The 24,350-nt window shown below is 52.9% G+C and carries 19 protein-coding genes; 5 read left to right on the top strand and 14 right to left on the bottom strand.

Going from position 1 to position 24,350, the window contains the following annotated elements; translation table 11 throughout:
• Positions 1-519: 519 nt before the first annotated feature.
• Entirely contained in the window at positions 520-3,267 is a 2,748-nt protein-coding gene (locus FOE74_RS14425) for a T9SS type B sorting domain-containing protein (RefSeq protein ID WP_149099336.1), read from the bottom strand.
• Between the two features lie 346 nt (positions 3,268-3,613).
• Here FOE74_RS14425 and FOE74_RS14420 point away from each other — a divergent pair, with 346 nt between their 5' ends.
• The 4 genes from FOE74_RS14420 (at position 3,614) to FOE74_RS14405 (ending at position 7,829) form a co-directional block, all read left to right on the top strand.
• On the top strand, positions 3,614-4,303 hold the full coding sequence (locus FOE74_RS14420; protein WP_149099335.1) for a succinate dehydrogenase cytochrome b subunit: 690 nt from the start codon (positions 3,614-3,616) through the stop codon (positions 4,301-4,303).
• 10 nt (positions 4,304-4,313) lie between these two features.
• Positions 4,314-6,227 (top strand): fumarate reductase/succinate dehydrogenase flavoprotein subunit, encoded by a 1,914-nt coding sequence (locus FOE74_RS14415; protein WP_149099334.1) that lies wholly within the window; start codon positions 4,314-4,316, stop codon positions 6,225-6,227.
• Positions 6,228-6,366: 139 nt separating this feature from the next.
• Complete coding sequence (locus tag FOE74_RS14410; protein WP_149099626.1) at positions 6,367-7,119, top strand: succinate dehydrogenase/fumarate reductase iron-sulfur subunit; 753 nt, start codon at positions 6,367-6,369, stop codon at positions 7,117-7,119.
• A 185-nt stretch (positions 7,120-7,304) separates the two neighbouring features.
• A complete protein-coding gene (locus FOE74_RS14405; RefSeq protein WP_149099333.1) occupies positions 7,305-7,829 on the top strand; it encodes an NADPH-dependent FMN reductase in 525 nt (174 codons plus the stop codon).
• 84 nt (positions 7,830-7,913) lie between these two features.
• On the opposite strand, the gene ftsZ is transcribed toward FOE74_RS14405, so the two are convergent.
• From ftsZ to mraZ, 13 genes are all read right to left on the bottom strand, one after another.
• Entirely contained in the window at positions 7,914-9,422 is a 1,509-nt protein-coding gene (gene ftsZ / locus FOE74_RS14400) for a cell division protein FtsZ (RefSeq protein ID WP_149099332.1), read from the bottom strand.
• Between the two features lie 23 nt (positions 9,423-9,445).
• Positions 9,446-10,774 (bottom strand): cell division protein FtsA, encoded by a 1,329-nt coding sequence (gene ftsA, locus FOE74_RS14395; protein WP_149099331.1) that lies wholly within the window; start codon positions 10,772-10,774, stop codon positions 9,446-9,448.
• Positions 10,775-10,782: 8 nt separating this feature from the next.
• On the bottom strand, positions 10,783-11,331 hold the full coding sequence (locus FOE74_RS14390; protein ID WP_225840828.1) for a cell division protein FtsQ/DivIB: 549 nt from the start codon (positions 11,329-11,331) through the stop codon (positions 10,783-10,785).
• 199 nt (positions 11,332-11,530) lie between these two features.
• On the bottom strand, positions 11,531-12,940 hold the full coding sequence (gene murC, locus FOE74_RS14385; RefSeq protein WP_149099329.1) for a UDP-N-acetylmuramate--L-alanine ligase: 1,410 nt from the start codon (positions 12,938-12,940) through the stop codon (positions 11,531-11,533).
• Complete coding sequence (gene murG, locus FOE74_RS14380; protein ID WP_149099328.1) at positions 12,940-14,043, bottom strand: undecaprenyldiphospho-muramoylpentapeptide beta-N-acetylglucosaminyltransferase; 1,104 nt, start codon at positions 14,041-14,043, stop codon at positions 12,940-12,942. Before murG ends, murC begins: the two co-directional genes overlap by 1 nt.
• Positions 14,036-15,205, bottom strand: coding sequence for an FtsW/RodA/SpoVE family cell cycle protein (locus FOE74_RS14375; RefSeq protein ID WP_149099327.1), 1,170 nt, complete (start codon positions 15,203-15,205; stop codon positions 14,036-14,038). The genes murG and FOE74_RS14375 overlap by 8 nt, the downstream gene beginning before the upstream one ends.
• The gene (murD, locus tag FOE74_RS14370; protein ID WP_149099326.1) at positions 15,202-16,551 is read right to left on the bottom strand and encodes a UDP-N-acetylmuramoyl-L-alanine--D-glutamate ligase; all 1,350 of its coding nucleotides are present in this window, start codon (positions 16,549-16,551) and stop codon (positions 15,202-15,204) included. The genes FOE74_RS14375 and murD overlap by 4 nt, the downstream gene beginning before the upstream one ends.
• Positions 16,552-16,790: 239 nt before the next feature.
• Complete coding sequence (gene mraY / locus FOE74_RS14365) at positions 16,791-18,008, bottom strand: phospho-N-acetylmuramoyl-pentapeptide-transferase (RefSeq protein ID WP_149099325.1); 1,218 nt, start codon at positions 18,006-18,008, stop codon at positions 16,791-16,793.
• Positions 18,009-18,081: 73 nt separating this feature from the next.
• A complete protein-coding gene (locus FOE74_RS14360; protein WP_149099324.1) occupies positions 18,082-19,545 on the bottom strand; it encodes a UDP-N-acetylmuramoyl-L-alanyl-D-glutamate--2,6-diaminopimelate ligase in 1,464 nt (487 codons plus the stop codon).
• On the bottom strand, positions 19,484-21,637 hold the full coding sequence (locus tag FOE74_RS14355; protein ID WP_149099323.1) for a penicillin-binding protein: 2,154 nt from the start codon (positions 21,635-21,637) through the stop codon (positions 19,484-19,486). The genes FOE74_RS14360 and FOE74_RS14355 overlap by 62 nt, the downstream gene beginning before the upstream one ends.
• Positions 21,627-22,067, bottom strand: a complete 441-nt coding sequence (locus FOE74_RS14350; protein ID WP_149099322.1) for an FtsL-like putative cell division protein — start codon at positions 22,065-22,067, stop codon at positions 21,627-21,629. Before FOE74_RS14350 ends, FOE74_RS14355 begins: the two co-directional genes overlap by 11 nt.
• Positions 22,068-22,106: 39 nt before the next feature.
• Positions 22,107-23,033 carry a 16S rRNA (cytosine(1402)-N(4))-methyltransferase RsmH gene (rsmH, locus tag FOE74_RS14345; RefSeq protein ID WP_149099321.1) on the bottom strand — a complete coding sequence of 309 codons (927 nt, stop codon included), beginning with the start codon at positions 23,031-23,033 and terminating at the stop codon, positions 22,107-22,109.
• Between the two features lie 6 nt (positions 23,034-23,039).
• Positions 23,040-23,507 (bottom strand): division/cell wall cluster transcriptional repressor MraZ, encoded by a 468-nt coding sequence (gene mraZ / locus FOE74_RS14340; protein ID WP_149099320.1) that lies wholly within the window; start codon positions 23,505-23,507, stop codon positions 23,040-23,042.
• Between the two features lie 329 nt (positions 23,508-23,836).
• Here mraZ and FOE74_RS14335 point away from each other — a divergent pair, with 329 nt between their 5' ends.
• Positions 23,837-24,271 carry a hypothetical protein gene (locus tag FOE74_RS14335; RefSeq protein WP_149099319.1) on the top strand — a complete coding sequence of 145 codons (435 nt, stop codon included), beginning with the start codon at positions 23,837-23,839 and terminating at the stop codon, positions 24,269-24,271.
• Positions 24,272-24,350: the final 79 nt, after the last annotated feature.

The following is a 24,350-nucleotide window of genomic DNA, read 5'->3' as shown; positions in this document are numbered from 1 at the left end:
TTCTACTTCCTGCTCTTGACTAATTTGCCTTTTTCTAAGTTCCTTACCTCTCCCAAGGATTCTATTGAGAAGATCCAGGCTCTCCAGGAGCCTGACCAACTGAGTCAATGTTTTGAAGTAGTTTTGGGAAAAGAAGGCCGAATTCATGAAAGATCAATTGGGGCCTCCCGCATTAGAAGTCAATACTTGGGAAAACGGCGCTGGCTAAGAGGCTATGCAACCTGCTTCTTGAAGGATTTCTAAAAAACAGGCCCTAAACTGCCCAAGCTATTTATCTAAGCCAGTGGGAAGCAGTACTTCCATCATAGGTTCCAGCTTAAAGGCCACTTTGGATCCTTATGGGTAAAGCGGGAACATCCAATACGCATTTCCTTTCAATCTGTAAGGGAACCAGGGAAATTGAAAAGCCCGTTCTGGAGGAAAAGAGGTACCATCTCTTCTCTCCCAGGAACGGGCTTTTCTCAACATGTTATGGCAAGGAGGAGCACCAGGGGCAACGTCCTCGCCAGCAACTGGGCTCTATCTTACAATCTCTACCCAGCCTTTAAAGGTTCTTACGTCTGGCTTCAGGCCATAGAAATCCACTTCCACCTGATAGAAGTAGGTGCCTTCTGAGAGGGCTTTGCCGCTGTTGTCAACGCCGCTCCAGTTCAGGGCCGGATCACCGCTGCCTTCAAAGACTTTGTTCCCCCAGCGGTTAAACACCTTCAGCGTGGCTTTTCTGATAAAGGTAGCTCCCTGTTTTGGCGTGAAGACATCGTTCTTTAAATCACCATTAGGGGTAAAGATGTTAGGCAGCGAGAACACGATACAATTGTCTTTGCACACCACATTGCTCTGCTCCCCTTCTACCCCATCCAGGCCAGTAGCGGTCACCACGTAGCACCCGGCATAAGATACCAGATTCTGGTGGAGGTACTCGTAAACGGTTTGTCCGGTATTGTCTATGGTGGCAATTTTTACCAGCGGCCCGTCCTCGGTCTCTTTATAATATAAGGTGTAGAAATCTATGGAATTGGGGCTACAACCTGTCGGCAGGGTCCACCGCAACCGGTTGGTGAAGGGAGCGGGACCGGGCTCAAAACTTTCATCACAGACTAGCGGGTCAATCTCCAGGACCGGGATACAAGGCCTGGTGACGCACACCTCCTGGCTGTTGTTGAGGATAGGATCTGGCAGGAAGGGGTTATTGAAGGTACCTTTGGTTTGCACAAACACACAGTACTCCTGGCCGGGCTGCAACGGAATCTCTTTTCGGTAGGTCCCTGAGGTGGCGGTGGCCTGCACACTGTCGTATTTCACGAAATTCCGGCTACCATTCTGGGCCAGGTAGATCACGTGGTAGAGCTGCCGTTCCGGGGTGCTGGCATTGTTCCAGGGCACATTATAGGTCCAGTTCAGCACCAGGGCCGGACCAGCGGCCTGTGCTCTCAACCGTACGCTGGAGGCCGAGGAGGAATCTACCAGACTAGTGGGTGAACCGGTATTTCCGGAATTATAAAATTCTATCCGGTAGGTATAGGAGGTGTCTCGCGTATTCAGGTTGTTATCCGTGAACACGGTATCGTTCAAACTGGTGAAGGTATACCCTGGTACCGGGGTGAAGGCCGCCGTTGCCCCTCTGTTTTGACCCAAGGCCCGCAGCAAGCGGTAGGTATGCGGACCAGGGAACAATGCCACTACCGCCGGGCGGGGCTTGCTCCACTCTACCCTCATCTTACCGGTGGTAGCACTGGTTTCTGTCACACTCACTTTAGTCAGGGAAATGGACTCCAGGGAGGCGCAAATCTCATTAGAGGCAATACTGCTTCCGCCCTTGGGCTGAGGAAACTCAGCGTAGATGCGGTAGCAATAGGTACGGTTACGTGCCAACCCCTGGCCGTTGTTGTTGTCCAGAAAGGTGGTCACACCGGCACTTACCTGCCCTACCAGCGTATAGCCCGCTGATTTAGGGATTCCGGTCTCACATGCATCAGGTTTAAAGTCAGAAGGCCCTTCTTTGCGGTAGATGTACATGGTGGTGGCATTAGGACAAACATAGTCCTGCCAAGTCAGTTGGATGCTGCTGCCAGATTTGGGAACCGCATTCACCAATACCGGCGGCGGCCCCACCACCGTTATCCGCCAGGGCCGCAGATCCACTAGTTTTATCCTACCAGCAGGAGGTACATCCTCTGCCCGAAACACGACCTGGTAAGGAGTCCGTTGCACATCGGCGCAGCTGGTCTGCCAGTTGAAGATATGGGTGGTGTCATTCAACTTGGGGAAGGTGGCCGGGGGCAGCATGCTCCCTATGGCCGTGATAATGACCGGATCGCGGTCCGGGTCACGGGCCCTGACGGTGTCGCGCAGCAGGGTACCCGCCACGATACAGGTGTCGCGGGGGATGAACAGGACGGGCGGGCGGTTGGGGTCCTCGCGCACGAAGATCTGCATGTCCCGGATCACCTGGCCAATCAAGCGACCATTTCGCCACTCCTCCACCACGAAGGCGATGTTGAACTCACCCAGCACCCCGGGAGTGTTCCAGGTCAGCTGGCCGGTATTGCGGTCCAGGGTGAGCCCAGCAGGCCTGTTGTTAGCATTATCAACTCTACCTAAATAGTTTTCTAATCCTCTGTATCCAGGTGCGGTTCTGCCGGTTGGGTTACCACAGGCATCGTTTGCATTAAAGACCCTTGGCTCCAGCATTTTATAAGAAAGGCTGTCCCCGTCAGGGTCATAGCCTCCCGGGTTATGGATATAAATCTGATTCCGAACAGCAACGTCTACCGGATCATATTGAAGCACAGGTGATTTGTTGATTCCTAAGAAAGGATCTACGGTGAGGGTACTCTGCAAGAAGAAGGTCTGCTGTACGGAAGAAGAAATATTGACTACCCCGCCATTCCGGTTTTCCCCCACAAAGGTCACAGTGAAGGTGCCCGGTCCAGAGTAGATATGTTCAAACCGATAAATATTCAGGAAGGTACCGTTCTGGTTACCACCTATCAATGTCCTTGATTCCCTGGGCACGCGTTGGCTGGTGCAATCACCAAAATAGAGGGTAGCTTCCAGATCCTCAAACGGGGGTGGTGCCACACTGTAGGTTTCAAGGGTAAAGAAGAACCGAAGGGGATTCCGGGCAGCAGTGGTATCACTTTTCACGTAGATGTTTCCGGCCCGCAAGTGGGTAGCCTGCGCTTCTTGTATGGAAACCAAGGAAAAAAAGATCAGCCCACCCAGCAAAAACAATAAGGCTCTCACTTTCTGTAAAATTAGAGGCATATAGTAGGGTTTTGCACGCAAAAACAAAGATAGAAGAAGCTAGATACAGCCCACTGGCAAGAGAAACAAATCCAATGCCTCATGGTTATATTTATACGTTTGTATGGCTATAACGAATTACCTGTACCACTGTTGTAATTTACGAATCATTTAGTGTTTTTAAGCGAATTTGGGGCAAACAGTTCAAAAACAAGCGGCTTTTTCCTCCTGTTTCACCTCTCAGAGGCCAATTATTTAGATTCATTTAAAATAAAAACTTCCATTGCTTGAGAAAGCCTTGGCATGTACCTTTGAAAAGATTTAACCGATCCTTTACACACCTTTTTATCAACCTTAACACAACAAAATGAGTTGGTTTTCTAAAACGTTTTCCAGTAGTATAGGCCGTAAATTGGTCGTGGCCGTGACTGGTTTGTTTCTCTGCTCTTTTTTGGTGGTCCACCTTATAGGGAATCTTCAGTTGTTCAAAAGTGATGGAGGCGCGTCCTTCAATATTTATTCCCACTTTATGGCCACCAACCCGATCATCCGGACAATGGAGATCGTGCTGTTGCTTGGGTTCGTGTTCCACATTTACCAAAGCCTTTACCTGAACCGTAAAAACAACAGCGTTAGAAAGGTGCCTTATGCCTACAACCGCCCGCAAGACAACAGCAACTGGTCTTCGCGCAGCATGGGATTGCTAGGCACGGTGATCCTGCTGTTCCTGATCATCCACTTATACAACTTCTTCTGGCGCGCCCGCTTTGGCGAACCTAACATGATTGACATTGAAGGCACCGGCTATGACGATTTATATTCAGTGGTGGTGCAGTCTTTTCAACTGTGGTGGTATGTATTGATTTACGTGGTAGCCCAGATTGCTTTAGGCCTTCATTTATACCACGGTTTCTCCAGCGCCTTCCACACCTTGGGGCTGAACCACAAGAAGTACACGCCGGCCATCCAGAAGTTTGGGGCGTTCTTTTCCATAGTAGTACCTGCTGGCTTTGCCTCCATGCCACTCTACTTTTTCATTCAAGGTCTTCTGAACTAAGCAATACGCTATGATTTTAGATTCTAAAATTCCCGAAGGGCCATTGGCCGAGAAATGGGACAAGCATAAATTCAACGTGAAGTTGGTAAACCCTGCCAACAAGAGAAAATACGATATCATTGTGGTGGGAACCGGCTTGGCCGGCGCTTCTGCCGCGGCTACCCTAGCCGAGCTTGGTTACAACGTAAAAGCATTCTGCTATCAGGACAGCCCGCGTCGTGCCCACTCCATTGCCGCCCAGGGAGGTATCAATGCCGCCAAAAACTATCAGAACGACGGGGACAGCGTGTACCGTTTGTTCTATGACACCATCAAAGGGGGTGACTACCGTGCCCGCGAGGCCAACGTGTACCGTCTGGCCCAAGTGAGTGTGAACATCATTGACCAGTGCGTGGCCCAAGGCGTTCCTTTCGCCCGTGAGTACGGCGGGTTGCTGGCCAACCGCTCCTTCGGGGGTGCCCAGGTAAGCCGGACTTTCTACGCTAGGGGCCAAACCGGTCAGCAGCTGTTATTGGGTGCCTACTCTGCCCTGAACCGTCAGATTGCCTATGGCAAGGTGAAGATGTACCCACGCACCGAGATGCTGGACCTGGTGATGGTAGACGGCAAAGCCCGCGGCATTGTGACCCGTCACCTGATCACCGGTAAGATTGAGTCACATAGCGCCCATGCTGTGATTCTGGCCACCGGGGGCTACGGCAACGTGTTCTTCCTTTCCACCAACGCCATGGGTTCCAATACCACGGCTATCTGGAGAGCGCACAAGAAAGGTGCTTTGTTCGCCAACCCTTGCTTTACCCAGATTCACCCTACCTGTATTCCCGTGTCTGGCGGCTATCAGTCTAAGCTGACGCTGATGTCTGAGTCCCTGCGGAACGATGGCCGGGTTTGGGTGCCGAAAGCCGTGGGTGATAACCGTCCGGCCGACCAAATCCCAGAAGACGAGCGTGATTACTTCCTGGAGCGTAAATACCCTTCCTTTGGTAACCTGGTGCCCCGCGACGTGGCTTCCCGTAACGCCAAGCTGGCTTGCGACGAAGGACGTGGCGTAGGAACCACCAAGCTGGCCGTTTACCTTGACTTTGCTGATGCCATCAAACGCGAAGGCTTGGACAAAATCAGCCAGAAATACGGGAACCTCTTTGAGATGTACGCCAAGATCACCGGCGAGAACCCTTATGAGCAACCCATGCGCATCTACCCTGCGGTACACTACACCATGGGTGGGCTTTGGGTGGATTATAACCTCATGACCACCGTGCCAGGCTTGTATGCCACCGGTGAGTGTAACTTCTCTGACCACGGTGCCAACCGTCTGGGCGCATCTGCCCTGATGCAAGGCCTGGCCGATGGATATTTCGTGATTCCTTACACCATTGGTGACTACCTGGCTCAGAACCCTACCACTAGAGTAGAGACCACTCACCCGGCCTTCAAAGAGGCCGAAGCGAAGGTACAGGCTGACGTGAACCGGTTGTTGAGCATCAACGGTACCAGAACGGTAGATGATTTCCACAAGGCCCTGGGTCTTCTGATGTGGGATTACTGCGGTATGGCCCGTAACGCCGAAGGCCTTCAGTATGCCAAACAGGAAATCAGGAAGCTGCGTGATGAGTTCTGGAGAGACGTGAAGATCCTTGGCGTGAACGAGGAACTGAACGTTACCCTGGAGAAAGCCGGCCGTGTGGCCGACTTCCTGGAGCTGGGCGAACTGATGGTAGAGGATGCCCTGAACCGCAACGAGTCCTGCGGCGGTCACTTCCGGGAAGAATACCAGACCCCAGAGAACGAAGCCCTGCGTGATGATGAGAATTACACCTATGTAGCTGCGTGGGAATATACAGGCATTAACCAACAGCCGGTATTGCACAAGGAAGAGCTGAAGTTTGAGAATGTGAAACTGACGCAGAGAAGCTATAAATAAGTAAGAGTTAGGAATAAAGAAGCAGGAGATAAACTCCAGTAAGCTGTTTGAGTAGCTCCACTTCCTTCCATTCCTGATTCCAGATTCTTAATTCTTAATTAGAAAGAAAATGGCTGGTAATAATCCTAACAGCAAACCAATGAACCTGACGCTGAAAGTATGGAGACAGAAAAACTCCCAGGCGGCCGGTACGCTGGAAACATATCAAATTAAAGACATCTCCCCGGAAATGTCTTTCCTGGAAATGATGGACGTGCTCAATGAGGACTTGCTCCTGAAAGGCATTGATCCGGTGGCGTTTGACCATGACTGCCGCGAGGGTATCTGCGGAATGTGCAGCCTGTACATCAACGGCCGGGCTCACGGCCCGGAGCGTGGCACGACCACCTGTCAGTTGCACATGCGCAAGTTCTCTGACGGAGACACCATTACCATTGAGCCCTGGAGAGCAGGTCCGTTCCCGGTGTTGAAAGACCTTTGCACCGACCGTTCGGCCCTGGATCGCATTCAGCAGGCAGGTGGGTACATCTCCGTGAACACCGGTGGGGTACCTGACGCCAATGAGATCCCGATCCCTAAGAATATTGCGGACAAAGCGTTTGACGCGGCTACCTGTATTCAGTGCGGCGCCTGTGTGGCGGCCTGTAAGAACGGATCTGCCATGCTCTTCACTTCTGCCAAAGTTTCTCAGCTGGCCATGTTGCCCCAGGGTAAGGTAGAGCGGAAGACACGTGTAGAGAACATGGTGGCCCAGATGGACAAAGAAGGCTTCGGGGCTTGTACCAATATTGGTTCCTGCGCGGCTGAGTGCCCGGTGGGTATCTCTCTGGAGAACATTGCCATGCTGAACCGCGAGTACATCAACGCCTCCTTCACCTCAGAGAACGTGTAACGATTTCCCGGGTGTTTTTACAAAAGGCGAGGCTTTCTATCTGGAAGGCCTCGCCTTTTTTTGGTTCCTTTTATAAAAACAGGCGGGAAACGGGGAACAGGGAAACACCAGTTGTTCTTCCCTTCTCATAAAATGGAGTAAATTAGCGCCTGCTTCGCTTCATTTTCAGCCAAACAAAGATCCTGATGATCCTAATCATATCGGGCACTAACCGGCCCAACTCCATCACCCTGCAGGTAGCCAGGCTCTACCAGCAACTACTCATTGCCAAAGGGCAAACGGCAGAGATCCTGGACCTGCAAGACCTGCCGCTAGACTTCGCCTCCCCTACCCTGTACAAAAGTGAGTTGTACTCGCAGGGGTTCCTGGAACTTAGGCAACGCGTGGCGGGGGTCCAGAAGATGGTGTTTATTGTGCCAGAATATAACTGCTCATACCCCGGGGTATTAAAGGCGTTCATTGACGGGTTGGAGTACCCCCAGGCGCTGCGTTACAAGAAGGGAGCCCTGGTGGGGCTTTCTACGGGTAGCCAAGGCGGCAACATTGCCTTAAGCCATTTAACCGATGTTCTGAATTATTGTGGCTTGCATGTGCTGGCCCAGAAGCCCCGGTTCCCGTACATCCACAAGCACCTCCAGGATGGCCAGTTCACCAACACGCTGTACCTGCAGTTGCTGGAAGAGCAGATCACCGAGTTCCTCCAGTTTTAATCCATGAATCTTGTAGGCCTATTCAAAAAAGAAGCCCGAAAACGTAGAACGTTTTCGGGCTTCTTTTTTGAAAGCAGACGGTAATTAGTCTACATTATCATGCAGGAAACGGTTGTCTCCTAGTAGTTCATTGTCATCATTCAGGTTGAACCGGGAGATCTTCTGCTCTGCAGAGGGCACCACATTCTCCAGCTGCACGTTTCTGCGCAAGTAAGCAGGAACTTCCAGTTTCTCTTTGATAGAAGCATCTGAATAAGCATCTGCACTTAATCTGCGCAGGCGCTCGCGGCGCTCATCCATGCGGTTGGTCTGGGGGTTCCGGCTTTCCTGGACAGGTTCAGGGACAAAAACCTCTTCCTCGTACGCAGGTGAAACGATTCCGCTATCCGCATCCAGGTCAAACACGATTCTGCTTGTATTCTCTGCCACTGGCACGGGCTTGCGTACCGGCTCGTTGGCTACCAATTGGGTAGCGGAAGCAGGCGGCGTCACCGAATACGTGGTAGGGATTACCGGAGCGACTGGCTCTATAACTTCTTCAGTTACTGCCTGAGGCGCAGTTGCTCCAATGGTTGGTCCGGCCTCAACGGTCTTTTTTGGAGCTGGCAGGCTTTCAATTTCCCGCGCAAACCCGGTAGCGATCACCGTTACCCGGATGCTGGCTCCCAAAGAAGAATCAATGCCGTGCCCGAAGATCACCTCAGAATCATCACCTGCTTTTTCCTGGATGTAATCTGTGATCTCCGTCAGTTCATCCATCTCCAACTCGGCCTGGTCACCAGACATGATGGAGAGAAGGATCTTCTGAGCGCCATGGATGTCGGTGTTGTTCAGCAACGGCGAAGACAGGGATTCCTCGGCGGCCCGAAGGGCACGGTTCTCGCCTTCGGTGATGGCAGAACCCATCACGGCGGCACCGGAGTCTTTCATGACAGTTTTCACGTCTTCAAAGTCCACGTTCACCTCAGAAGTCACCGTGATGATCTCGGCAATACTTTTGGCGGCGGTGGTCAAGACGTTATCTGCTTTGGCAAACGCTGCCCTGATAGGCAGGTTCCCGAACATCTCGCGTAGTTTATCATTCAAGATAACAAGGACCGTATCGCAGTTTTCGCTCAGTTCCTTGATCCCGTTGTCAGCGGCAGTACGCTTCTTGCGGCCCTCAAAGGCAAAGGGAGCGGTCACGATACCTACCGTCAGGATGTCCATTTCCTTGGCCACCTTGGCAATAACTGGGGCGGCACCGGTACCGGTTCCTCCTCCCATTCCTGCCGTGATGAAAACCATTTTGGTATGGGCGCCTAACAGTTCCCGTATCTCTTCCTTGCTTTCCAAGGCAGCCTGTTTGCCACGCTCTGGGTTAGCCCCCGCGCCAAGACCTTCGGTCAGGGTGGTACCAATCTGGAGCTTGTTGGGCACACTGCTGCTTTTCAACGCCTGTTCATCGGTATTGCACACCACAAACTCCACGTCCTTAATGCCTTGGTTGAACATGTGGTTCACGGCATTGCTTCCCCCTCCGCCAACACCAATGACCTTGATGATGGATTTGGAGTGTGATGGCACATCAAACTTATACGATGAAAAACTCATGTTATCTCTCCTGAAATTACGCGTTAATAGTTCTGTTGCTTATCGTCAAAATCATCGATGAGCATGCCTTTGGTGCGTTCTATAATCTTGTTAAAGAATCCACCTCCGCTGCTGGCCTTCTGCACTGGTTTCACCTCATTCACCACCCGGGTGTCTGGGCTGTTGGTCATTTCAGTGTAGCGGTTTACCCGCTCATCCAGGGCTTGATAACCAGCTAGAACCAACCCAACGGTAGTTGCAAACATGGGGCTTTTCACAGAGTCTATCTTGCTCTTTCCCAAATGCTCATTCGGATAACCGATACGGGCATCAAGGCCAGTCAAATACTCTACTAATTGCACCAGGTTCTGCAGTTGTGCCCCGCCTCCGGTTATCACAACGCCCGCCGCTAACTGGTTCGCATACCCGCTTCTAACAATTTCTGAGTAAACGAGTTCAACAATTTCCTCCATTCTTGCTTCTATAATAAAAGCAAGGTTTTTCAAGGATATCTCTTTAGGGGTCCGGTCACGCAAGCCAGGAATGGAAACAATCTCATTGTCAGAGGCTTCGTCGGCAATAGCCTTCCCGAAACGCACTTTCAACTGCTCCGCCTGGTTCTGCATGACCATGCAGCCCTGCTTGATATCTGAAGTGATAATATTTCCACCGAAAGGGAGAACCGCCGTATGCCGGATGATATTGTCTTTGAAGATAGCCAGGTCTGTGGTTCCGCCGCCAATGTCAATCAAGGCTACACCAGCCTCGCGCTCTTCCTCACTCAGCACAGACATGCAAGAGGCCAAGGGCTCCAGGATCAACTGATCAATCTCCAGGCCCGCGCGGGTAATGCACTTGGTGATGTTGTTGACTGCGTTAGACTGCGCCGTGATGATATGGAAATTACCTTCCAGACGCACGCCAGACATGCCCACCGGGTCCATGATGCCATCTTCGTAATCCACCTTGTAGTCCTGCGGCATCACGTGGATGATCTCACTGCCGGGTGGGGTCACCAGGCGGTACATGTCATTGGTAAGACGGTTCACGTCTTCCACGGTGATCTCACTGTCTAAGGAAGTGCGCGTGATGCTGCCGTTGTGCTGCAGACTCTTGATGTGCTGCCCGGCAATACCTACGTTCACTACTTTTATATCAATTCCAGATTGCTCCTCTGCTTGCCTAATGGCTTTGCGGATGGCCTCAACTGTCTTGTCAATGTTACTTACCATGCCCCGCACTACCCCTTCAGATACTGCTTTGCCCAAGCCCAGGATCTCCAGCTTGCCATACTCGTTCTTCCTACCTACCAGCGCGCAAATTTTGGTTGTTCCAATGTCTAAGCCTACAACTATTTTGTCGTTCTGCGTCATATCATTAACTATTCACAAATAATCTGATCCTTGTATTCAATATTCAAGCGGCTGTACTTATCCCAGCCCACTACTGGCATCACCTCTTTGTAAAAGATGAAAAGCTTTCTGAATTTCTCCTGCACGTTTACCGGCTTGCCAAATTCAATGCGCTGGTCCCCCACCTGGGTCAAAAAACTCACCTTGCCTTTCTGGTCAATGTCCATGTGGGCAAGTTGGGCGTTCCAAAAGGGATCTTTTTCTATGAAGCGGAGCAGAGACAAGTACGCCTTGCCCACAGAATCCTGAAAAAAAGAACCGGACTTGGGTTTGGCCACCACTGAGGATGTCACGGGGATGACATGGGCCGTGTACAGGGTGGACAAAGGCAGTTGATTTCCTTCTTCGTCTAAGTACACGTCTTTCTCAGTACTCAGCAGCCGGGCAATAGGCCGGTTTTGCTGTATGGTGACGTTAATATTCCCTTCCAGATCTCGAGAGACCTCCGCTTGCCTTACAAATTTATGCGATTTTATTCGCATTTCCAGCCGCTTCAGGTCAATCTCCTCTTTTTTCATTCCGGTGAGTGGCTGGTTCCCGTTACGGGTCAGCAGCGCCATCACTTCCGATTCACTAAGAAAGTAATTGTTATACTCATTATCAATTTTAATATTGACTTTTTTGCATATTTTTCCCTCCTGCCTATTTTTTGAAAATCCCGCTAAAAAAACAAAGCCCCCCATGCAGAATAGGGCAAATAGAAGCGCTTTTACCTTCCTATTCCATAACATGGTCCTTCTCCTCCAATAAACATTTAATCTCTGGTACCAGGGTGTCTATGTCGCCTGCCCCAATGGTGGCCAACACTTTATAATCCAAATCTTCTCTGAGTGCCTGCAGAACTGCATTTTTGGGCAAAAGGCGCTTTTTCACACCTGTTATCTGGTCATATAACAGGGCCGAGGTCACCCCCGGGATAGGTTCTTCCCGGGCCGGGTAGATCTCCAAGAGCCATACCTCATCTGCGAGGCTCAGGCTCCGGGCAAATCCTTCTAAAAAGTCGCGGGTGCGAGTGAATAAGTGGGGTTGAAAGATAACTCTCAGCTTCTGCCCCGGATATAACGCCCTGACCGATTGGAGGAACGCTTCTATCTCTCTGGGGTGATGCGCGTAATCGTCTAAATATACTCTTTTTTTGGTTGCGTATAACTTTTCAAACCTTCTTTTTACGCCGGTGTAAGTAGAAATTCCTGATTGGATTTTCTGGACCGGTACGCCTAAAAGGGAAACGGCCTGCGCCGCGGCCACCGCGTTCTCCACGTTGTGGAAGCCGGGCACTTGCAAAGCGGTCTGGGGCAAAACTAAGTTCCTTCCTTTGACGGAAAAATTCATGGCCCCATCAGCTATCTGCAAGTCGGTGACGGCTAACTCCTCTTTCTCAAGTCCGTACCGGATAACCGTTACCGATGGGTCCACCACTTCTGCCAGGCTCTGGTCTGCCGTGTGGTTCAGCAAAAGGTAGCCGTTGGGCTTGATCTGCCGCACAAACTGCTTAAATGACTCTACCAAGGCTTCTTTCTCGCCGTAGATATCAAGATGGTCTGGGTCAGTGGAGGTGACAATGGCAATGTCTGGGTGCAGGGTCAGAAACGACCGGTCATACTCATCAGCTTCCACCACGGCTAGAGCCCGCTCTTCCTCCTGGTGCGGCAACAGCAGGTTAGACCCTAGATCAGTGGAAATGCCCCCTAAAAACGCGGAAGTAGATACCCCGGCGTGGTGCAGAAGGTGCGCCACCATGCTGGAGGTGGTGGTTTTCCCGTGGGTTCCTGCTACGGCCACCAGGTACTGGTCCTGCGTTAAGAGCCCCAGCACCTGGGAGCGCTTCATGATGGTGAAGCCGTGGTGGACCAGGTACTGTTTCTCCTGGTGCGAGGCTGGAACGGCGGGCGTCAGGATCACCAGCGTTTCCTCTTTGTTTTCCCTAAAAGAGGCCGGAATCAGCTGCACGTCATCCGTAAAGTGAATGGTGGCGCCTTCCTTCTCCAGTTTCTGGGTCAAGGGCGTAGGTGTTTTGTCATACCCCGCCACGGCAAACCCCTTGGCCAAAAACCAGCGGGCCAAGGCACTCATGCCAATGCCCCCAATGCCCAGGAAATAGATATGACGGTATTGTTGCAGATTCATTAGGCTAATTTCAAAAGTTCCTGAACAATGGCTTCAGTAGCCTGCGGCTTGGCCAGTTGCGCGATGTTTTTCCGCAAGACCTGCTGTCTGGTGGTATCCTGCGCCAGAGCGAAGGCGGTATCCCACAATTTCTGGGAGGCTTCCACATCTTTCACCAACACGGCGGCTTCTTTCTGGACCAGGGCCATGGCATTTTTCGTTTGGTGGTCTTCGGCCACGTTGGGCGAAGGCACCAGGATGGCGGGTTTCTGGGCCAGGCAAAGCTCTGAGATTGAGAGAGCCCCGGCCCGGGAAATCACCACGTCAGCGGCGGCGTAGGCCAGGTCCATGCGTTTGATGAAGTCATAGGCCTTGATCTGGTCAGTTGGCTGCTGTTTGGCGGCGGCCTCTGCAGTAGGGTAATAGAGTTTCCCCGTCTGCCAGATGAGGTTATAGCCGGCCTCCTGGATTTTCTGCAAAGCCAGCTCAGTGCTTTGGTTCAGGGTACGGGCGCCCAGACTTCCGCCAATGACCAAAAAGGTGAGCCGGTCTGGGTTCAGGCCGAAGAACTTCATGGCCTCCGGCCGTTTTCCGGCCAGTTCTGTGATATCACGGCGTACCGGGTTTCCCGTGAGCACGATCTTGGCGTTGGGGAAATACTTGTACATGCTGTCATAGGCCACGCAGACCTTATCTACCTTGTTAGCCAACAGCTTATTGGTGATGCCCGCATGCGAATTCTGCTCCTGGATCAGGGACGGGATTCCCATCTTTGTAGCCGCGTATAATAGCGGGCCGCTGGCGTATCCCCCTACCCCTACCACAGCATCTGGCTTGAAGTCTTTGATGATTTTATATGATTTCCTAACGCTGGAAAGGACCTTCAACGGGAAAGAGAGGTTGTCCAGGGTCAGGCGGCGCTGGAGCCCACTGATCCAAAGGCCAATGATTTTATAGCCCGCCTCGGGCACCCGCGTCATCTCCATGCGGCCCATGGCTCCCACAAAGAGGATCTCTGCCGAGGGGTGCAGCCGCTTGATTTCATTGGCAATGGCCACCGCCGGATAAATGTGTCCGCCTGTGCCCCCGCCGCTGATGATGAACCTATAGTTTTTCTCAGGCATTCGTCAATACATTAACGGGTTTGTTCGCCGAAGGCATCGCCGCCAGTTTGGCTTCGTGCTCGCTCCGGCTCACGCTCAGGATAATTCCAATGGAGATACCCGTAAAAATCAAGGAGGTACCTCCCATGCTCAGCAGTGGCAGCGGCAGACCCGTGATTGGGCCCAGCCCAACGGCCACCCCCATGTTCACCATGGCCTGAATGACCAGACTGAAACTGATGCCCGCCGAGAGCAATCCGCCGAAGGCCCCCAAACTATTGGTGACGGCCATCATGCCCCGGTACAGGAATGCCAGGTACAGGAAGACCACCACGGCCCCTCCCAGCATGCCGTACTCCTCAATGATGATGGCGTAGATAAAGTCAGAGTATGGGTGGGGCAGCACGTTGCGTTGGTCGGAATTACCGGGCCCTTTGCCCAACACCCCGCCCGTGGCAATGGCGATGTACGATTGTTCCAACTGGAAAACCGTCTGCTCTTTATCCATAAAGTTCTCAATCCGGCTCATGGCCGTCTTCCCCCGTTGCCCCAAAGACAAGGCGATCACCCCAAAGAAAATCCCCACTGCGATCATGGATAGAATGGGTTTCATGGGAACCCGGCCTATAAACATGAGCAAAAGGCAGGTCAAAAACAGAAGCAAAGCCGTGGAGATGTTACTCATGGCAATCAACCCGCAGATGAGCCCGCTCCACAACACCAGCGGAATAAGTGTGTTTTTAGAATCAATGTCCATCTGCCGCTTACTCAGGATACTGGCCAGGTAAGAGATCAGGGCCAATTTGGCCAAATCTGAGGGTTGAAACGTCTGGTTGATGATAGGAATAGTGAGCCAGCGCGACGCCTCGTTGATGTTGGAGCCTTTCAGGTAGGTGTAGATCAGCAAGGGCACCGAGAAAATCAAAGCCAGCAAGCTTAGTTTAGCATAATACCGGTAGTTGATCTTGTGCGCCAGCCACACAAAGGCCAAGCCAATGAAGATAAGGCTGGAGTGTTTGAACAGATAATACTCAGTATTACCGCCCATTTTCTTGTAGGCCAGCGTACCCGTGGCCGAATACACCACGGCAATACTGATGAGCCCAAACGTCAAGACGATCCCCCACAAAATAGGGTCGCCCTTCAGGTTATCGCGAAGCCAGTTTTTGATAGGAGTGGTCATGCTACGGGTTGGTTAAGGGCGGCTACTGCCTCGGCAAAGGCCCGGCCCCGGTGTTCATAATTCTTGAAAAGGTCAAAGCTGGCGCAGGCGGGGGAAAGCAGCACTACGTCTCCGGCCGCGGCGAAGTCTTTGGCTAGCTGCACCGCTTCCTGCACATCCTGGGTCTCCACCATTTTCAGGCCGGTTTGGGAAAAAGAGGCGAAAAGCTTGCTGTTATCCACGCCCAGGCACACAATGGCTTTCACCTTCTCCTGCACCAAAGGCAACAGGGGCGAGTAGTCATTTCCTTTGTCGGTACCGCCTACCACCCATACAATGGGCTTCTGAATACCATCCAGGGCGTACCACACCGCCTCCACGTTGGTGGCTTTGGAATCATTGATGAAGCGAACCCCATCTATTTCTCCCACGGGTTGCAGGCGGTGGCCGGCGTTTTGGAAAGTGCCCAACGCCGCTTCTATCTGCGCCGGAGAAATGCCTACTAGCAAGGCAGCACCCACGGCCGCCATGGTGTTGTATTGGTTATGCTGCCCAATTAGCGGGGAGTTGGAGGTGGCTACTTGGACACTCTTTCCAGCAAAAGAAGCCGAAATCGAATGCCCCTGGAATTGAAGCGCTGCCCCCTGGGTATTTTTCAAGCCAAACGGCACCTGGGTTCCGGGCACGGCATGAGCCCCTAAGTACTTTTGGATCTCTGCGTCATCCTGGTTGAAGAGGAAATAATCTTCAGAGGTCATGTTCTGCGCCACCCTGAACTTTGAGGCGGCGTAATTCTCCATCTGGTAGCCGTAGCGGTCCAGGTGGTCTGGGGTGATGTTGAGCAGAATGGCAATGTGGGCCTGGAAGGCATACATGTTATCCAGTTGGAAACTACTCAGTTCCACCACGTAGTAGTCATACCCGCCTTCCAAGACCTTCCCCGCCAGGCTCTCCCCCACGTTCCCGGCTAGTGCTACCTTCAACCCGGCGCTTTTGAGCAGGTGGTAAGTGAGGAGTGTGGTGGTGGTTTTGCCGTTGGTGCCAGTGATGCAGATGAACTTGCCCTTGGCATAGCGGCCGGCAAACTCAATCTCAGAAATGACAGGGATATTCCGCTCCACCGCGCCCTGAATCACTGGGGCCGTGTCTGGGATACCCGGGCTTTTGATGATTTCCTGGGCCGAGTAAATCTGCTCCAGCGAATGGGTTTCCTCCTCAAAAGGAATCTGGGCCTGGCTCAACTGCACCCGGTATCTTTCTGCAATAGACCCACGGTCTGAGACGAACACGTCAAAGCCCTTGGCTTTTGCCAACAAGGCTGCTCCCACGCCGCTCTCCCCTGCTCCTAGTATGGCTATTTTTTGCATTGCTTTTGTTTTTATGTTCTTCGTTTCAGACCTGTTTTCCAAGAAAGAAGCCTGAAACGTTTCCTTTTCACTTCTGCTTTTCTAAACTATTTCTCCCTCTTTGTCATCCTGAAAGGATCTTGGTTGCGAACGGTAACTACGCTACCACCACTGTCCATCTAGTTTGCCCACAAGATCCTTTCAGGATGACAGGAAAAAGGGGGTTCGGGCCAATTTCACGAAAAAGGCCCCTAAACAGCTTATCTTAATTTTAATGTAACGAGCGTCAAAATGGCCAGCATAATGCCCACGGTCCAGAAGCGCGATACGATCTTGGACTCATGGTACCCTAATTTCTGGTAGTGGTGGTGCAGCGGCGACATCTTGAAGATGCGGCGGCCCTCGCCGTATTTCCTTTTCGTGTATTTGAAGTAGCTCACCTGTAGCAACACAGACAGGTTCTCCACCAGGAAAATGCCGCACAGGATAGGGATTAGGAGCTCTTTTCTCAAAATCAGGGCTAAAACAGCGATGATACCGCCAATAGACAAGGAACCCGTGTCGCCCATGAACACCTGCGCCGGATAAGAGTTGTACCACAGAAAACCCACGCAGGCCCCCACGAAGGCGGTACAGAAAATTACCAGCTCGCCCGTGTTGGGAATGTACATGATGTCAAAGTAATCGGCGAAAACGGAGTTACCGGAAACCCAGGCAAAAACGGCCAACGTGGTACCGATGATGGCGGAGGTACCCGCGGCCAAGCCGTCAATGCCGTCGGTGATGTTGGCGCCGTTAGACACGGCCGTAATGATCAGGATCACCAGCGGGATGTAGAGGAACCGGGCGTAAGATCCCAACAAAGGGCTGGCGAAGCTGAAGAAATGGTGGTAATCCAGTTCATTGTTCTTGGTGAACGGCACCGTGGTGATCATTTTCCGGACATCTTGGTAAGAGGTGGAGAAGTCAATGGCGGTGATGCCCTTGCTGGTGAGGTACTGCCGCACCACCACATCCTCCGAGAAAAACAGGGTCAAGCCAACAATGAGGCCCAGCCCAATCTGGCCCAGGATTTTGAAACGGCCGGCCAAGCCCTCTTTGTTCTTGCGGAAGACTTTGATGTAGTCATCCAGGAACCCGATGGCCCCCAGCCACACCGTAGACACCAACATTAACAGGATGTACACATTGTCTAGCCGGGCAAAAAGCAGAGTGGGCAGCATGATGGCCAGGATGATGATCAACCCACCCATGGTGGGCGTGCCTCTTTTCTCCAACTGCCCCTCCAGGCCCAGGTCACGGATAGATTCGCCCACTTGCTTGCGGTGCAGCAAACGAATAAGGCGCCCCCCGAAGATCATGGCGATCAAGAGCGAAAAAAGCGCAGCCAACCCGGCTCTGAACGAGATGTAGCGCATCACGCCCGCCCCGTAGAAGTCGAATTGCCTGTCTAAAAAATCAAATAGGTAATAAAGCATCTGTTTCTATCTTTCAAAAGGAGAACGGAAATGCCCGCCCTGCTCTGGTGAAGTTCCTTTTTGGCGCTAGCCCTTATTTCTGCAACAAGGCAAACGATTCCTGGAGCACCTGCTTGTCATCAAATGGTGCACGCACGCCTTTCACTTCCTGGTAGGTCTCATGGCCTTTGCCCGCTACCAGAATGATGTCGTCCGCCTCGGCCAGGAGTACCGCGGTTTTAATGGCCTCACGGCGGTCAATAACGGAGAGCGCCTTCTTGAGGTCGGTAGCTTTCACGCCCGCCTGCATCTGGTTCAGGATTTCCTGCGGGTCTTCATCACGGGGGTTGTCAGAAGTCAAAATCACGCGGTCGCTCATCTTAGCAGCGATGTCCGCCATGACCGGGCGCTTGGTGGCATCACGGTTTCCGCCGCAACCCACAATGGTGATCACTTTCTGGTCGGGCCTTCTGATCTGCTGAATGGTTTGCAGCACGTTCTCCAGCGCATCAGGGGTATGGGCGTAATCCACTATGCCGGTAATCTGCCCAGCAGACACCACATAGTCAAAGCGGCCCGCGGCAGAAGTGAGGCTGGACAGACTCGCCAGCACCTCTTGCTTGTCTTCGCCCAGCAGCGTGGCGGCTCCGTACACGGCAAGCAGGTTGTAGGCGTTGAACGTACCGATCAACCGGAACCACACCTCCTGCCCTTCCAGCTCCAGTTGCAGCCCCTGAATGGAATTATCCAGCAGGCGGGCCTTGAAATCAGCTTCCTTGCGGAGGGCGTAAGTGTATTTGGCGGCTTTGGTGTTCTGCAGCATCACCATGGCGCGCTTGTCATCTGAGTTCACCAACGCGAAGGCCTTTTTGCCCAGATGGTCAAAAAACAGCTTCTTAGCTTTGATGTACTCATCAAAAGTGCCGTGGTAGTCCAGATGGTCATGGCTGATGTTGGTGAACACGGCCCCGGTGAACTGCACGCCGGTCACGCGGTGCTGCACCAGGGCGTGCGAACTCACTTCCATGAAGGCGTGGGTACAGCCGGCTTTCACCATCTGCGCCAACAGGCCTTGCAGGGTAATGGCATCTGGCGTGGTATGCGAGGCCGGAATCACCGTCTCGTTGATTTGGTTCTGCACCGTTGACAACAAACCAGCATTGTAGCCCAGGTCGCGGTACAGCTTGTGCAGCAAGGTCACACAGGTGGTTTTGCCGTTGGTACCCGTCACGCCAACCAGTTTGAGTTTCTTAGAGGGGTTACCGTAGAACTCAGCCGCTACGTGTCCCATCGCCTCGGCGGCATTGGGCACTTGCACAAAGGTCACGTGCGCGGGGGTGTTCTGGGGCAGTTCTTCGCAAAACACGGCCGATACGCCCTGTTCCACGGCGGAGGCAATAAAGTCATGGCCATCGCGGAGCGTACCCCGGATCGCGAAGAACCCTACGCCCGGGCCTGCCTGGCGAGAATCCATCGTTAACGCAGAAAGCTCGGGGTTAGTAGGCCCGAGCAATTGCGGTGACTGGAGTACCTGTAGCAGGTTTTCTAGTTGCGCCATGTGTAGTTAATGTAATGGTAATGGTGGTTCCTTTGGCCACGGGTTCTCCCGGCGGAATGCTTTGGCTTTCTACCCGGCCCAGCCCGATGGCCCGCACTTTGATGCCGTGGTTCCCTAAGAGGAACAGGGCATCTTTCAAGGTCATGTCCGTGACATCGGGCACTCGCCCCATTTTCACCGGCACCGGTTTCAAGGCCACGGATTGCTTTTGCGTGTCTACCCGCACCCAATCTTCCTCAGGGCTCATGGGGTGGGCACTCACGCCAAGTTTATTGCAGAGAATGGTCAGTTCTTCCTGGTTACCGGCGTGCAAGACCGGCAGCTTAGGCGCTATCCCCACCGGGCGGCGCGCCATGGGCGCATGGATGGCCAAATCCTGGGCGTAGGCTTTGGCGGCCAATTCCCGGAACACCGGGGCGGCCACATCACCACCGTACTGGGCGTTCTTCTGCGGGTTGTCAATGATCACGATACAGCTGTACTTGGGCCGGTCAGCGGGGAAGTAGCCCACAAACGAGGTGGAGTATCTTCTGGTGTACTGGCCGTTGATCACCTTGCGGGCAGTTCCGGTTTTACCGGCCACCTTGTAGTCTTTGCTTTTCAGGTGCTTAGCCGTGCCGTTTTCCACTACGCCTTCCATCATTGTCTTCAACTGCACCAGGGTCTCGTCTGAACAGATCTTTGGGATGAGCACCTTGGTGTCAAAAGACTCCAGCACCTGGTCAGCGCGCTTGATGCTTTTCACGATCATGGGCTGCACCTTCACGCCATTGTTGGCCACGGCGTTGTAGAAGGCCAGGGTCTGCAAAGGAGAAAGCTTCATCTCATATCCAATGGCCATGGTGGAAAGGGACGGACGGCTCCAGCTGCGGTCTTTGGGTGATTTGATGTAAGGCACCGCCTCGCCGTTCATCTGGAAGCCCAGCGGCTGGTGCAACCCGAATTTGTGCAGGTAATCCACGTACTTCTGGGGATTGCTCTCAAACGTCTGCTGAATCAGCTTGGCCACCCCTACGTTAGAGGACTTCTCAAACACCTGCTGTAGCGTGATTTTCCCGTAACCGCGAGTATCGGTTTTCACGGCCCCGCCGATGCGCTCAGAACCCACGCCAGTGTCTACAGTGTCATTCAACTGCAGGTCGGTTTCTTCCAACAAGGCCATCATAGAGGCCAACTTGAAGGTGGAGCCCGGCTCTGTGCGGCCTTGGTTACCCACGGCGTAGTTGTAATCTTCGGCGTACACGCCTTCGCTTTGGCGGCCCAGGTTGGCAATGGCCTTGATGTGCCCGGTGCTCACCTCCATCAGGATCACGCAGCCGTGGGCAGCGTCGTTAATGGTCAAAGCGTGGCGCAAGGCATTTTCCGCTACGTCTTGCAGGTTGATGTCAATGGTGGTCTGGATATCAAAGCCGGGCATGGGTTTCACCTCCGTACCGTCGTTGATGGGTTTGTTACCACCCGCCATGCGCTCATACAGGGCCTCGCCGTCTTTCCCGGCCAGGTGGCGGTTAAAGCTGAACTCCAGCCCCGCGCCGTTGCGGTCTTCGTTGATGAACCCAATGGTCCGTTTGGCCAGTGACCCGAACGGCAGGAACCTACGGTCCAGCTTTTCGAAGATCACCCCGCCCCTGTTTTTACCCGCCCGGAAAACCGGCCATTTGGCCATCATCTTCTTGTCCTGGTAATTGATAAGGCGGCTGTTCAGACGCACGTATTTACGTCCGGCGCTGCGGGCGTTCTTGATTTTGCGTTTGTAATATTCCGGTGAATGGTCCCCATAGAAACGGGACAACTGGATGGACAAGGAGTCTATGCCCTTGGCGAAAACGTCATCTGGGGAAATGGTAGGGTCAAACGCCACCCGGTAGAACGGCAGCGAGGTAGCCATGATGCGGTCATCATTGGAGTAGATGTTGCCGCGGGTAGCGTAGACGGGCTGGTAATGGAACCGTTTCTCATTCGCGATCTCGCGCCAGCGGTCACCGTCTTTCAACTGGATGTACCCTACTTTGTAAATAATCGCGAACGCGAAAAGGCAGATCGCCAAAAAGGCCACCCGCACCCGCGTGACGATAGACCTTTTAATATTCATCTTTCTTGATAACTACTTGAATGGGTGGGGTAGAACTTTCCATCAAACCCAGAGGCGACACGTTACGGGCCACCTCAGACTGTTTGCTGGCCTCCATGTAATCAGATTTGAGGGTAGTGTAGTCGGCTCGCAGGTCTTCGGTCTCGGCTTTGGTTTTGTCAATGCGGCGGAGCGTGCGGTCTGCGTAATGCGTGTTGCCAATGTAGAACAAGGTCACCGCCATGAGAAAAAGCACCTTGGGCAGGTACCGTACCGGCAAACCTTCGGCAAAGAACCAGTCTACCTTGGTGTAGCGGTCCAGTAATTCAAACAGGCTGGTGCCCTTCTGGCGCGGCGGCCGGGCCGGACGTGGCTTCTCTACCTTAGGCACTTCCCGCAGGGTGTTTGCCTTGGGCCGATTCACTTGTGGACGTGCGGTGTTGACTGCCATAATCAAATCGTAAACTAATGTGCTTTCCCTTCTATCTTTCTACTTCTTCAACGATTCTGGGGTCTCGCGCTTCTGCGCCACCCGTAGCTTGGCACTGCGGGAGCGGTTGTTTTCCTGCAGTTCCAGCGCCCCGGGCACAATGGGTTTGCGGGTCACGGAATCCAGCGGCTTGATCTCATTCCCGAAGAAGTCTTTCTCCACCTCACCGAAGAACTTGCCCTTGGCGATGTAGTTCTTCACCAGCCGGTCTTCCAGGGAATGGTAAGAGATCACCGACAGTCTTCCGCCGGGCTTCAGCACCTCTACAGCTTGCTCCAACATCTCCTCCAGGGCTTTCAGTTCATCGTTCACCTCAATGCGGAGCGCCTGGAACACCTGGGCCAGGTACTTGTTCTCTTTGCCTCTGGGCGTGCAGCCCATGATGGCCTGCTTGAAATCTGCGATGGTTTCTATGGTCTGCACATTTCTGGCAGATACTACTTCCCGCGCCAGGGTCTTGGCGTTCTTCACCTCGCCGTACAGCCCGAAGATGCGGTGCAGTTGTTCTTCTGAGTATTCCAGGATCACCTGCTGCGCCGTGAGCGGACTTTCTTTGTCCATGCGCATGTCAAGGGGACCGTCAAAACGGGTGGAGAAGCCGCGCTCTGCGGTATTGAATTGGTGGGAAGAAACGCCCAGATCTGCCAGAATGCCGTCAACCTGCTTCACGCCGTACAGGCGCAGGTATTTTTTGAGGTACCGGAAGTTGGCCTTCACAAAGGTGAACTTGTCAGAGATCAGCTTTTCAGCCTGTTGCTCGGCATCGGTGTCCTGGTCAAAGGAGTAAAGTTGCCCGCCCTGCATCTGAGTTAGGATATGTGCAGAGTGGCCGCCCCCGCCAAAGGTGACGTCTACGTAAATGCCGCCGGGTTTAAGGGCCAACGCATCTACCGATTCCTGCAACAAAACGGGCTGGTGGTATAGCATAGGCTGTTATTCAGTTGGGGGTAAGCTCGGTTGGTCCCCGAGGAACTTCTGCGCCAGTTGCGAGAAGTTCTGCTGGTCTTTTATTAAAAATGCGTCGTATTTGTCTGGGTTCCAGATTTCCACCCGGTTCCCTAAGCCTACCACAATGGCCTCTTTCTCAATCTCGGCGTACCGTACCATGGTGCGCGGCAAGATGAAACGGCCGGCCCCGTCCAGTTCAATCTCCGTGTTTCCCCGGAAGAAGTTCCGCTGGAAATGGCGGTACTCCTCATTGAACTCATTCAAACTCGCCACCCGGTCATAGATCGTTTTCCACTCTGTTTTAGGGTACAACACCAGGCATGGCTCAAACCCGCGGGTCAAGACTACCTGGTTCCCGCACTCATCTGGCAGGTTGGATTTGATTTTGGCAGGCAGCACCAATCTTCCCTTCGGGTCTAGCTTACATTCGTATTCGCCGGAGAGGAAATTCATGGTGGTAGAGGCAGTGACGAGAGTCTTTGGTACAAAACAAAAGTACTAAAGGGGCAGGCAAAGTCAACCACGGTCTCCCACTTTTTCCCACTTTGTGGATAAATCATGGTTATCCACCCCACTTATGCACATTATCCACATTTTTCCCCGCCACTTCGGGATAAGTTATGGATAACGTTTTCAATATATTTAGTAAATAACCCGTGAATACTTACGTATAACCCTTACAATCAATCGGTTAACTTAGTTTACCGCCAAGCACCTACAGCAAAAATCACTTGTGGTGAGAAGGTGGTGGAAAGTGGGTCAAAAAACCATATATTTGCAGCATGAGAGGAAAACTCCGTCATGTGGTGCTTTTGGTGCTGGCGTTTAGCCTCCTGACAGGTTCTGTTGGGATGGCGGCAACCCAGCGCTTCTGCGCCATGTTGAGCATGGCTCCTTCTCAGGAAATGACCCGGAAAATGGAGGAGATGGGCTGCTGCAAGGCCAAGAAAAAAGCCTCCTGCCCAGACGGCACCACGCGGGTAGACAAAACCCCTTGTTGTTCGGTAGCCACCACCCACCACAAACTGGACATTCCTTCTACCCTGAAGCTCAGCAAGGTAGAGTTTGTGGCGCTGCCGCCGGCCTTAGCCTCGGTATTCCTGTTACCCCCAGTAGCCCTCACTCCTATTGAAGGTTCCTGGCCTTTTTACTCAGATACCTCGCCCCCTTTGGCAGGCCGGGCCCTACTCCACCGTCTGCACATCCTCAACATTTAGGTCTTACATCCCTTCGCTCAGTTGAAGCCGGTTTCCCGTGCTTTCGCTCCAGAACAGATGTTTTACTTAAATGAAATCC

Origin of the sequence: Rufibacter glacialis (assembly GCF_008271745.1) — a bacterium.
GTDB classification, from domain to species: Bacteria; Bacteroidota; Bacteroidia; order Cytophagales; family Hymenobacteraceae; genus Nibribacter; species Nibribacter glacialis.
The sequence above is the reverse complement of the archived record's forward strand: the minus strand, read 5'-3'. Positions and strand labels throughout refer to the sequence as shown.